Origin of the sequence: Streptomyces griseomycini, assembly GCF_014203535.1 — a bacterium.
GTDB classification, from domain to species: domain Bacteria; phylum Actinomycetota; class Actinomycetes; order Streptomycetales; family Streptomycetaceae; genus Streptomyces; species Streptomyces griseomycini.
Window position 1 is genome coordinate 283,195 of the sequence record NZ_JACHJI010000005.1, and the last position, 11,902, is coordinate 295,096.

Genomic DNA, 11,902 nt, shown 5'->3' on the forward strand with positions numbered 1-11,902 from the left:
GCCGTCACACGGCCCGCTCGTCGGTCCTCTGAACGGGTCCCGAGGGTCAGGGTGTCGTGCGCGGCTGGATCACCGTCCGTCGGCCGGGGCCTCTGTCCGCTGCCTGCGGGCTGCCATCACCGCGTAGACCAGCACGCCCGCGAACAGGAACAGCACGCCCTGGTAGACGGCCGCGTACCCGGCGCCCGCGACCAGCCACAGGGAGAACGCGGCCGCGGTCGAGGCGATCACGGTGTCGCGTGCCAGCCGGGCGCGGTCGACGCGGTCGCGGCGTCCGGAGAGGAGGTGGAAGATCTGCGCGGCGGTGGCCAGCAGGTAGGGCACGGTCGCGGTGAAGGTGGTGACGAGGACCAGGATCTCGAAGACCTTCGCCGTGCCGGAGGCGTAGTTGTAGACGGTCAGCAGTGAGGCGAGGACGACGGTGACGCCGACGCCGACCGTGGGCACTCCGCGCCGCCTGCGCGCGAACGCGGCGGGGAACAGCCCGTCCTTCGCCGCCGCGTACGGGGTCTGGGCGCTGAGCAGCGTCCAGCCGTTGAGGCAGCCGGTCATCGACACGAGCGCGGCGAGCGCCACGGCCCAGCCGCCCCAGGCGCCGCCGAACATGGCGTCGACGGCGTCCGAGAAGGGCGCGGTGGAGTCGACCAGGCGGTCGTGGGCGACCGTGCCGAAGACGGAGAGCGTGCCCAGCAGGTAGACGAGGGCCGCGCCCGCGGTGCCGATGACGGTGGCGCGGCCCACGGTGCGCCGCGGGTCCTTGACCTCGCCGGCGCTGACGGCGGCGGACTCCACGCCGAGGTAGGAGAAGAGCAGGATCGCGGCCGAGGCGGAGACCGCGCCGATCGCGCTGCCGTCGCCGGAGTGGAAGGGGCCGAGGTTGTCCGGGTCGAAGAAGAACAGTCCGCCGACGGCGACGAGCAGCAACGGCACGAACTTCAGCACGGTGGCCACCAGCTGCACGGCGCCGACGTAGCGGGTGCCGGCGAAGTTGGCGAGCGCGGGCAGCCACTGCAGGGCGAGGGCGGCGAGGCAGGCGGTCCAGCGGTGGTCGTTCACCGGGATCAGCACGTCGAGGTAGCCGACGGCGGCGACGGCGAGGGCCGCGTTGGACACCCAGGTGGTGATCCAGTACGCCCAGGCGGCGAGGAAGCCGGCGAAGTCGCCGAAGGCCTCGCGGGCGTAGACGTAGGGGCCGCCGGTGCGCGGGTCGCGTTCGGCGAGCCGGCCGAACACCAGGGCGAGGGCGATGGCGCCGACGGTCAGGACACCGAAGGCGAGCAGGCTGATCGTGCCGTACGGGGCGACGGAGGCCGGGAGCAGGAAGATGCCGCCGCCGATGATGTTGCCCATGACCAGGGCGGTGGCGACGGGCAGCCCGAAACGGCGGGTGTGCCGGCCCGGGTCACCGGTGGTGCCGGCGGGGCGGGTGGGGGCCGCGGGGGTCTCCTGCGGGGCCGGAGCCGGTGGGGGGACGGTTCCGGTGACGTGCATGGGGTGGTGCGCCTTTCTTCGAACTGCTGTCCGGGATCGCCGGGACGGCGCCCATGGTCCGGCATGGCCCGGGGTTGCTCCAAATCGGGCTATTTTGTCCTGTACGGACCCGTCCGGCGCCGTAAAAGGTGCGCCGTGGCGGGTCCGGGGCCGGGAATCGTCCCGCGGTGCCAGGGGCTGGACCCGCTGCACCGGCGCCCGTGGCCCCTGGGCGGGCGCCGGGTTCACGTGGAGTGATCGGGCCCGTTCGGGGCCGGTGCGGCGGGGCCCGCCCGGGCGGGCCCCGCCGGTCAGGGAGGGCGTGGGGTCCCGTCGGGCGGACGGAGGGCGATCCCAGCGGTCCGGGCGCCGTCGCGGGTCTCGTCGGCCGAGCGCGCACCAGGCACGCGCTCCGGTGGCGGTCCGCAGCGGCACCGGCACCGTGCGTACGGCGGGTGTCCCGGGCATGCCTGCGGGACGGACGGGAGGATGTCAAGCCCCGGAATCACGTGGCTGTCCCCCGCCCGCCCTTCTCACGGATGGTCGAGTCAGTCGATTCGGCGGCCCTCCCGGTCTCGCGGGAACAGCGGGGCGAGGGCCCAAGGAAAGGAAGAAGATGAACACGTACACGCGTTTTCGCAGGGCGGCGATGGCGACCGTGCTGGCCGGGGGTGCCGTTCTCGGAGGATTCGCGGCGACGGGCGCGGCCCACGCCTCCGAGGACACCGGCGTCGTCGACGGCAGCGGCAAGACCCGCAACGACTGGGGCGACGAGGGAACGCTCCAGAAGGGCGACGAGAGCAACGCGGTCGCCCTGTGGCAGACCGTCCTGATGGCCGACGGAGCCTACTGGAAGGACAGCGGAGGCACCCTGCACCAGTTCACCGAGGACGACATCAGCGGAGAATACGACTCGCGCACCGTGTCGGCCACCAAGTACTGGCAGAAGAGCAGGGGCCTGAGCCAGACCGGCAAGGCGAACCCCAAGTGCTTCTCCCACGCGGACAACAACCTCGGCCCCGTGAACAAGAAGGGCTCCGTCGTCTACGAGGGCGACGTCGACGACGTGACCTTCAAACGGAAGACCGTGGCCGGTTACGACGAGCAGGTCTACTACGTCAAGTTCGACGGCTCCTACGTCCCGGCCACCTACTGATCACCCGCCGCGGGCACGGGAACTCCTTCCCGTGCCCGCCGCTCCCGTCGTCGGTCCGGGCGTCCCGCTCGGCTTCGACGGTGCATGCACCGTCCACGGGACACGTCCTGTTCCGGAGGTCCTGTCGTGCGTCGCGCGGTGGTGGCTCAGGCCGGGGGCGCGCCCCAGGCGAGGCCGGCGCCGGTGTACGCGGGGACGGCCGGTGCGTCGGCGTAGGCGGTGGCCGTCGTGCGGCTGTGGTCGTCCGTCTCGTCGAAGTTCGACCAGTCGGCCTTGCTCATCCTCAGCTGGATGTCACCGGTGTCCCTGCCCGCGGCCAGCGAGCCGCCCGTGAAGGTGACCTCCAGGTACGCGTCCGCGCCCGTGACCGGCGTGGCCAGCGGCACGACGCGCAGCTTCACCCGCGCGCAGTCCACCGCCGCGTGGTCGCACCACGCGCTGACCGCGGCCGAACCGTCCCGCGTGAAGTAGTAGCGCATCGAGACGGTGCCGAGGTCGAGGGCGGAGCCGCCGGTGTTGACCACCTGGAACGAGGGCCTGATGGCGTTGTCCGTCGCGGACGCGTCGTTGTTCTTGTACCGCACCCTCACCGCCCCGGACGGCGTGTCGGACGACTCCGTCGTCACGTTCAGCGTCGCCGAGGGGGCGGAGACGTTGCCCGCCGCGTCCCGGGCCCGGACGGTGTAGCCGTACGCCGTGGAGGGCGAGAGGCCGGTGTCGGTGTACGTCGTGCCGCTCACCGGCGCGGCGTTCGCCTTGGTCGCGCCCCGGTAGACGTCGTACCCGGTCACGCGCGTGTTGTCGGTCGACGCCGTCCAGGAGAGCGAGACGCTGGTCGACGTCTTCGCGGTGCTGGTCAGTCCGCTCGGGACGGTCGGTGCCCGCGTGTCCTCCGGACCTCCCGGACCGTCGTGGACCTCGCTCAGGCTGATGCCCGTGGTGCTTCCGGCGCCGCCCAGCGGGACCTCGTGGTCGAGGCTGACGAACTTTCCGTCGTGTTGCCACAGGGCGGGCTCGAGCAGGGCGTACTTCTCCTCGTCCCAGGTCTCCCAGTCGTTCAGCAGCAGGCCGCCGGTGTCACCGGAGTTGGGGTTGAGGCACCAGAAGGTCTGGTGGATGCGGTGCTCGACGACGAGGTCGCGCAGCGCGGTCATCCACTTCTCGTTCGGACCGCCGTCGAGGAAGCCGCCCCACTCCCCGATGAGCAGCGGGGCCTTGTTCTCCTTGTGGAGGTAGAGCCAGTTGGGGTCCCAGACGTCGCGTTCGAGGGTGGTGCGGTTCCAGTCGCCGGTGAACCAGGGCTGGAGGTGGACCAGCGGTCCGTAGTCGTGCGGGGAGTACACCAGTTGGTCGCTCTGCGCGCCGAGGTCGACGGGATGGTCGCGGACGCCGCGCAGGTTGCCGCCCCACCAGGTCGAGTGGTAGTCGGTCGGGACGGTGGAGGCCCAGTCCGCACCGGCCTTGGGGTAGATCTCGATGCCTTCGCAGAGCACCAGCAGGTTCGGGTTGACGGCGAGCATCCGCTTGCCGGCGGTCTCGCAGACGTGCTTGAAGTTGTCCTGGTCCGTCGAGCCGTCCCACTTGGCGCGCGGGCTCGTACCGGCCGTGCCGTGCGGCTCGTTCTTGACGTCCACGGCGACGATGGTGTCGTCGTCGCGGTAGCGGGTGGTCACCCACTCCCAGGCGGTGTAGAAGTCCTCGGACGTGATGGTGCCCTTCCACCACACCGGGTGGACGTGGCCGGAGTTGTCGGCCTCCGCGCTGTGCACGTCGAGCATGACCTTGATGCCGAACTGCTTGCACAGGTCGAGCCAGTGGTCGAAGACCTCCAGGGAGGTCCTGCCCGCGATCTCGGGATTGGCGTAGGCGTTGACGCCGCTGGGGACGGTGGCCTGGCCGTTCTTCCACTCCAGCAGGAGCTGGGTGGAGATGGGGACGCGGACGATGTTGATGCCCCGGTCGGCCATGGCCTTGGTGATGTCGGTGATGTTGCCGGACCACAGCCCGTGGAAGACCCGCTCGGTGGCGTTGAAGCCGAACCAGTTGGCGCCGGTGAGCCAGACCTCGTCGCCGTTCGCGTCGACGATCTTGTTGCCTTCGGTGTGCAGCCAGTCGTCGCCGGGTGCGGCGACGGACGCCTTCGGCGCGGCGGCTGTGCCGGCGTGCGCGGCAGCCGGCCGGTCGGCCGCCCAGGCCGCGGGCCCGGCCGCCGACAACAGCCCCGCGGCCAGCACCGCGGTGAGCAGGGCTCTGACGCGCCGGAGCGGACCACGGGGTCGGCTCCGTGCTGATGGTTGTCCCACGGTGTGCCCTTCTGTCGTTTTGCCGAACGAGAAGCACGTACGAAGGTGGGAGCGCTCCCATGTATGCGTTGTTCATGAAGCCAGGCGTCCCAGGAGCTGTCAACCGCCCGGACGGCACCGGATGGCCCTCTGCGACGCTCCGCCACAGCGGACGAGCGGGAACCTGGCCTGTCCCACCGCCGGCCCCGGTCCGGGAGGCCGCGTTCCGGGAGGCCGCGTTCCGGGAGGCGGTGCGGAGGCTCGGCCGAGCTGGTCCGGGCCGGGCCGGAGAACCTGCTGCTGCCGCGCGCCGGACGCGCGCGTGTCCCACCGGCGCTCCACCGGGTGGCCGCCGGTCCGCTCTCTGCGCCGGTACCGCGCGGTGCCCTCCGGGGCAGCGTCCTGGCCTCGCCGGATGACCGCGTCTGCGGGGACTGCCGCCCGGGGCGACTGCGGGGACGCTCGGACGTCCGGCACCGCCGATCGCCTCCGTGGCGACGGTCGCGGTCCGTGCCGCGGACGGCGACGTGCCCGGGGTGCGGCCCGGAGCAGGCGGCGGCGCGGTGGTCGGCGGGACGCCGGCCGTGGCCCGAGCGGACAGGGGAGCCGAAGGAGCCGGGCCGGCGGGACGCGTCGCGGGGAACGGGCGTCGGCCGGCGTCGACGGCCTGCGGACTTCCGTCTCCGCGACCGAGCAGGAGCACGGCGTCCACCACCGGGGCGAGGGCGGCGAGAAGGCGACCGGGCCACCGACGCGAGAACGAGGGCGTCCCGTTCCTCGCCGAGCAGATGGTTGCCGACGGCGAAGAGGCCGACCGGCACGGCGTACGCGGCGGCCAGGGGCAACGCCTTCACCGGACCACGTCGGCCGGGCGGCCGGTGCCGCGGCGCGCCGTGGGGGAAGCCCGCCGAGGCGAAGGCGAACACCCGGGGAGCGACGGACCAGGCCACCTCGGGAAGCCCGAACGGTTCGTGCGGCGTGCCGCTGAGCGCGTCACCGGGCAGCGCGTGCACCCGGGCCGGCGAGTCTGCGAGGGGCGCGGGGACGGGGACGGCGTACCGGGCGCCCGCGCCATTCCCGACGAGGCCCGGGCCCGTCCTCGGCATCCGCACGCGGAGCGAGACCGCGCGCACCCGCACCGTCGAACCGGACCGTGACGCGCACCGCGAGGTGTTCGGCCCGGAGGGGTGCTGGAGTACGACCCGACGACGGGCGGAGAGGACTCCCTCCTCCTCGGAGTGCGCGAGCACAACGGCGGTGCGGGGCGGCACGCCCCGGCCGGTCTGGAACGCGGTGCGGGACAGCCCGGCCGTCGAGGACGAAGCGCGCCGCCGTCAGCTCAGGCCGAGGACGCTCATGGTGTGCTCGGCCATGCGCCGCTCCCCGAGGGCGTTGGGGTGGACGGGGACGAGGCTGTTGCCGAGGAGGAGGGGTTCGATCCAACGGGTGCCGCCGGGCTTGCACGCGTCGTGGCCCTCGGACACCCGGGAGAAGTCCACGTAGGTGGCGCCGGTCTCTTCGGCGGCGCGCTCGACGGCCGCGTTGAGGTGTGCCTGTATGCCGCGTACGTAGGGCACGTCACCGGCGGCGACCGGCAGCTTCACGAAGCAGGACGGGTCGGCCTCGGCGGGTGTGATCCACGGGTAACCCAGCACCGCCACACGGGCGTTGGGCGCCTTGGCACGCACGGTCCGCAGGGCGGACCGGAGCGCGGGGTAGGTGTTCGCGTCGATCTGGTCGGTGAAGGACGTGCCGTAGGTGTCCTTGCAGGGGCTGCCCTTGCCGCCGGTGAGGACGCCGGCGGTGCCGCAGGCCGTCAGGGCGTTGACGAAGGTGCCGTTGTCGTTGCCGCCGATCGTCAGCGTCACCAGGTCGGTGTCCGCGCCGAGTGCGTCCGCCTGGGGTGCGACCCCGGGGTACTGCGACTCGGTGAAGTCCTTCGTCCGGGCGGCGCCGCAGGTCACGTCCTTCAGGCGGGCGCCCGTCCGGGCGGCGATCACGTGGGGGTAGTTCGCGGTGGAGCGCAGGCACAGCAGGTTGGTGGGATCCACGGGCAGCACGCCCGAGCCGGCGCTGTAGCTGTCGCCCAGGGCGACGTAGTCCAGCGACGTGGAGGCGTGTGCGGCGCCGCCGGTGAGGCTGAACGCGAGCGCACCGACGAGCGCGGATGATGTAGTCATGACATTCCGGAGGGTGTGCTTCGGCATGGGGTCCCTCTTCTCGGGGTGGGTGCGGAGCGGCGGTGCGGCGGCCCGCCGGGCGCGTCGACGGCGGGAACGGAGCGGCTCGAGCGTGGGGGAGTGCCGGACTGCGCGGTTACCGAGTGGTTCTACCGTCAGGTAATGTGCAGGCCCCCCGACGGGGAGTCAACATTGTTGACCGAACTTCTCGAAAGGCTCACGAAAGGCGTCCGGCCCGCCCCGCGTACGTGCGAACCCGCAGTTGCGAAGCAGCAGGTCCCCTATCCTGTCCCGCATGCTGCAGACCGGCTCTCGTACCACGACCCGCGAGGCCATCCACTCAGCCGCTGCCCGGCTGTTCCAGGATCAGGGCTTCTCCAGGACCACCGTCCGTCAGATCGCGGCGGCGGCCGGCACGGATCCTGCGCTGGTGATCCGCCATTTCAAGAGCAAAGAACTCCTGTTCCTGGAGACGATGCACCTGACGATCGACGACGAGCCACTGCTCGACGCGCCGTTGGAGCATCTGGGGGAACGGCTCGCCGAACTCCTCGTCGAACTCGACGGTCCTGCGCGGGGCGTGTTCCTGGCCCTGGTGCGCGGCAGCAACGAACCGCAGATCCACGAGCGCCTGCGCGACACGCACGAGCACGTCTTCATCGCGCCACTGCGCCGCCGCCTGTCCGGTCCCGACGCCGACGTCCGCGCGCGCATGGCGGCCGCCTTGGCCGGGGGACTGCTGTACGCGCTGTGGGTGGCCGGGGACGAGGGCCTGCTCCGGACGGACCGCACGGAACTGGTGTCACGGTACGGCGCCCTGTTCCAAGGGGTGCTGACCCCTCGGAGCGGGTGAGCCGGTCCCGAGGCCTCGTCCCGCCACGTGAGCCGTTCCCCGTCTCCGGCGAAGCGAGCGCGGACCGTTCCGGCCTGCGCCGAGGGACCGGGCGACACCGCGGTGACCGCCCGCCTGGACACCGACCGGGCAACGGCGGCCCGATGGCGGGACGGCGTCGGAGGCGTCCGGCAGTTCCGGGCGTCGCCGAGCGCACCATGCCGACGAAGTCGGCATCGGCGTCCAGGCCACCGGAGGTGCCGTCGGTGAAGTCGCTGATCAGGCGTCGGCGTGCGCGGCCGTGACCTGGGGCACCGAGACCCTCCGGTCCGGCACTGCAGGGTGACGACCAGGTCGAGCCCCGGGCCACGCAGGATACGCACCGGGTCCGGACGCGCGAGCGCGCCGATGCCGCAGAGAGCGGAGCGATCACGCGGGGACGGTGCCGGCCGACGCCGTGCCGGTCGTTTATTCGTTTGGTGCTCGCGCCCGTCCGTGATGGGATCAGGGGCAACGGGGGCGGCTCCCCGGCGTGCATCCTTCTCACCTTCTGCAAAAAGACCCAGCGCGCCCACTCTCCGCCCCCGTTCTTCCGCCCCCGGATCGTCGTGGAGGGGATCCCCTGTTGCTCGCTGCCGAGTCCGTACTGCTGCGCCGTGTCCAGACCGTGTACGTGGACGGGACGTCCGCGTCCGGTGGGGGAACAGGACCGGCACTGCGCCGGCTCGAGGCCGAACTGCTCGCCCGCGGTCACGTCCTCTCCCCCCGACTGCACGCGGCACTCGGCTCACTGGCCCCCGAGGAACTGGCGGCCGCGCACGCGCGCCTGGTCGGGCTGGCCGACGGCCTGCTCGGCTCCGACCGCAGCCACGTCCCGCTCTTCCGCCGCTTCCCGCGCACCGTGCCGCGGAACACCGAGGCGCTGTACGTGGACCGGGTCTTCGCCTTCCTGCTGCAGCAGCCGGAGCAGCCGTGCGTGCTGTGCGGCGAGGCGCGCACGGTGTTCCCCGTATCGCCCTGCGCGCACCTGGTGTGCCGACTGTGCTGGGACGGATCCGACTACGCGGGCTGCCCGGTCTGTCACCGCCGGATCGACGCGGACGACCCCTTCCTGAGGCCGGTCCGTGCCGTCGGCGCCGCCAAGGCGCCGGTGCCCGGCCCGCTGCGCCTGCTGCGCCTGGGCACCGACCGGGCCGCCGACGCCACCGCCGTGGTGGACACCCTGCTGGCCCGTCGCACCCCGCTGTCCCCGCAGGACCGCGACGACCTGCTGACGCTGCTGCCCCTCACTCCGGTCGGCCGGGGCCTGCTGCCGCAGGACATCCCGGTCCGGGAGACCAAGGCGACGGTGCTGGGCGCGCTGGTGCGCGAGGCGCCGGACGGCCTGTCGGTGCGGAAGCTGCTGACCGAGCGGCTCACCACCGCCACCGACGTACTGCGGCTGCTCACCGTGCTCTCCGGCGGTGACGCCGGACTGGTGACGCCGTCGCGCTTCACGAGCCCGCCGCGCCCGCTGCGCCGCGAACTGCTCTCGGTCCTCGACGGCTTGCCGACGCCGTACCTGGTGGAGGACGTACTGCGGCACCCCACGGCGTGGAAGCGGGCCGCGGAGGTCCTGCACCCCTTCGAGCATCACGCCCGGCACCCGCGCGCCGCCCTCGCCTTCGCGGTGCTGCGCGGCACCGCGGTGGATTCCGGCACCGCGTTCGGCGCCGCCCTGCTGGAGACGGCCGCCGTCCACCCGGACGCCGTCCGGGTGGACGGCACCCGGATCCGTCCGGCCACCTGGGCCGGCCGGCTGGAGCAGGCGGTGGCCGAGGGCGACGCCGGCGCAGCCGCGGCCCTCGCCGGGGAACGCCCCGGCGAACTGGTGCGCCGCCTGGACCAGTTGCTGCGCCTGCACACCACCGAGGCCCTCGAACCGGAGCTCGAGAAAGCCCTCCTGCGCGGACTGCCGAAGGTGGGTCCGGGCCCGCTGCTGTCGGCGCTCGGGGCACTGCGGGTGCGGGCCGAGGACCGCGCCGGCCGCCGCCGCGTGTTCTTCCCCCGCGGGGAAGTCACCCGAGCCCTGGCCGTTCCGGAGCGACGGACTCCACTGCCCGCCGGGCTGGTGACGGCGACGGTCACGCTGCTGCAGGCGGAGGTGCTGCGCCGGTTCGCCGCCGGGGAGCCGTACGAACTGGCGGTGCTGGACACCGGCCTGGCCGACCTCACCGTGCCGTTCACCGAGCGGTCCACCGCCAAGGCCCTGGTCGCGGTGCCCCGGGGCAGCATGCAGAACCTGCCCGAGGGCGCGGTGCTGCGGCTGTTCCTGCACTGGACCGAACCACCGGGCAACCGCACGGACCTGGACCTCTCCGTCGCGTTCTTCGACGCGGAGTGGAAGTTCACCGGCTTGTGCGACTACACCGGCCTGGTGCACGGCAAGGACGCCGCGGTCCACTCCGGCGACCTCACGTCCGCCCCGGCGCCGCGGGGCGCCACCGAGTACGTGGACCTGGACCTGGAACGGCTGGCGGAGCGGGGGGACGTGTACGCCGTCCCGCTGGTCTTCAGCTACAACAACGTGCCGTTCGAGGAGTTGCCGGACGCCTTCTCGGGCTTCATGGCACTGCCCGCGCACGGTCCGCGGGACGCCTCCTACGATCCGCGCACGGTCCGCCAGCGCTTCGACCTGGCGGGCGACTCGCAGGTGTGCCTGCCGATGATCGTGGACCTGGGCCGTCGCAGGACGCTGTGGACGGACACCCACCTGCCGTCCACGGGCGGCTTCCAGAGCATCGGCTCGCACGGCGGTGGCGTGCTGGCCGCCGTGGCTCGGGACTTGTGGGAGCAGTTCGGCTCCGGCAGCCGGACCACCCTGTGGGACCTCGCGGTCTGGCGAGCGGCGGCGCGCTCCGCCGAGGTGGCCGTGATCTCCCGGGAGCCGGAGCCCGCACTGCTGCGGTACCGGCGGCGGCCGGACGAGGACGCGGCCGCATTCGCCGCCAGGGTGTCTTCCGGGGAAGACGGCGAAGAGCACCTCCCGCACCCCGACCCTGACGCGGCGGCGGCCGAACTCGCGTCCGGCAGGCGGGTGTTCCTGGCGACGGTCCACGGGACGGTCGGGCCGGCACGGGCCTCGGGCACCCTCTACCGGCTGTTCCCCGGCCCCGGAGAGGTCTCGGAGGCCCTGATCCGTGTGACAGCCGGCGACATGGTCGCCGAGCTCGAGTGAACGGGCGCCGGGGGAGGGGCCGCCGGATTCCGGCCGCTGCCGGTACGGCCGTCGTGCGGAGGCGGGAGCGCGCCGTCCGGCACCGGCCCTGCGGGCCCCGGAAGCTGTCCTCGACCGGCCGCGGGTGCCCGCACGGCACCGGCCTGCCCCGGCTGCCGGAGCACCGGACCGTCCGTCACCCGCGAGGGCCGGGCCCGCTCGGCGTTCCCGCGCTTCGGCCGTTGACCGGCATCGGCACGACGCTCCCGGAATGGACGAGTCGGTGCGGGGGTTCGAACAGACATGACGAACGATCAGCGCGCCATCACCAATCCGCCCGCCCTTCATGACCCGACACCGTTCGGCTACAGCCACGCGGTCTCGGCACCCGGCGAACTCGTCTTCATCGGTGGCCAGTACGCGTCCGACGACACCGGCGCTCCGGTCCCCGGTGACTTCGCGACCCAGGTGGACCTGGCCTTCGACCGGTTGCGGTCGGCGCTGGAGGGGGTGGGCCTTCGCTATGAACACGTGGTCCGCCTCGGTACCTTCGTCGTCGACCACGACCTCGGCAAACTGGAGATCCTCGGCAAGGCGCTGCACGCCCGTTTCGGCGACAGGCTGCCGGCCCAGACGCTGAGCGGCGTGGCCTCGCTCGCGCTGCCGGGAATGCTGTTCGAGGTGGACGCGGTGGCAGTACGCCCGTAGCGGGTCTTCGTGCCCTGGGGCCTTCCACGGCCCGCCCTCCTGGAAGGGTTGCCTCCGAAGGACCGGCCGGTCGGCGGG

The 11,902-nt window shown here is 72.9% G+C and carries 7 protein-coding genes and 1 pseudogene; 4 read left to right on the forward strand and 4 right to left on the reverse strand.

Annotated elements, in window-relative coordinates:
• Positions 1-69: 69 nt before the first annotated feature.
• Complete coding sequence (locus FHS37_RS15860; RefSeq protein WP_184821607.1) at positions 70-1,491, reverse strand: amino acid permease; 1,422 nt, start codon at positions 1,489-1,491, stop codon at positions 70-72.
• A gap of 595 nt (positions 1,492-2,086) precedes the next feature.
• Here FHS37_RS15860 and FHS37_RS15865 point away from each other — a divergent pair.
• Positions 2,087-2,626 carry a peptidoglycan-binding domain-containing protein gene (locus FHS37_RS15865; protein ID WP_184821608.1) on the forward strand — a complete coding sequence of 180 codons (540 nt, stop codon included), beginning with the start codon at positions 2,087-2,089 and terminating at the stop codon, positions 2,624-2,626.
• A gap of 146 nt (positions 2,627-2,772) precedes the next feature.
• Here the strand turns inward: FHS37_RS15865 and FHS37_RS15870 are convergent, their stop codons facing one another.
• From FHS37_RS15870 to FHS37_RS15875, 3 genes and pseudogenes are all read right to left on the reverse strand, one after another.
• Positions 2,773-4,860: a cellulase family glycosylhydrolase gene (locus FHS37_RS15870; RefSeq protein WP_311136966.1), complete on the reverse strand. Its 2,088-nt coding sequence runs from the start codon at positions 4,858-4,860 to the stop codon at positions 2,773-2,775.
• 812 nt (positions 4,861-5,672) lie between these two features.
• Positions 5,673-6,014, reverse strand: a pseudogene (locus FHS37_RS41050) (DUF6185 family protein); the annotation flags it as partial.
• A gap of 228 nt (positions 6,015-6,242) precedes the next feature.
• Complete coding sequence (locus tag FHS37_RS15875; protein WP_184821609.1) at positions 6,243-7,115, reverse strand: SGNH/GDSL hydrolase family protein; 873 nt, start codon at positions 7,113-7,115, stop codon at positions 6,243-6,245.
• A 268-nt stretch (positions 7,116-7,383) separates the two neighbouring features.
• On the opposite strand from FHS37_RS15875, the gene FHS37_RS15880 reads away from it, so the two are divergent.
• The 3 genes from FHS37_RS15880 (at position 7,384) to FHS37_RS15890 (ending at position 11,824) form a co-directional block, all read left to right on the forward strand.
• On the forward strand, positions 7,384-7,941 hold the full coding sequence (locus tag FHS37_RS15880; RefSeq protein ID WP_184821610.1) for a TetR/AcrR family transcriptional regulator: 558 nt from the start codon (positions 7,384-7,386) through the stop codon (positions 7,939-7,941).
• 604 nt (positions 7,942-8,545) lie between these two features.
• A complete protein-coding gene (locus tag FHS37_RS15885) occupies positions 8,546-11,137 on the forward strand; it encodes an MXAN_6230/SCO0854 family RING domain-containing protein (RefSeq protein WP_184821611.1) in 2,592 nt (863 codons plus the stop codon).
• Positions 11,138-11,419: 282 nt separating this feature from the next.
• A complete protein-coding gene (locus FHS37_RS15890) occupies positions 11,420-11,824 on the forward strand; it encodes a RidA family protein (protein ID WP_184821612.1) in 405 nt (134 codons plus the stop codon).
• The last annotated feature ends 78 nt before the right edge of the window (positions 11,825-11,902 follow it).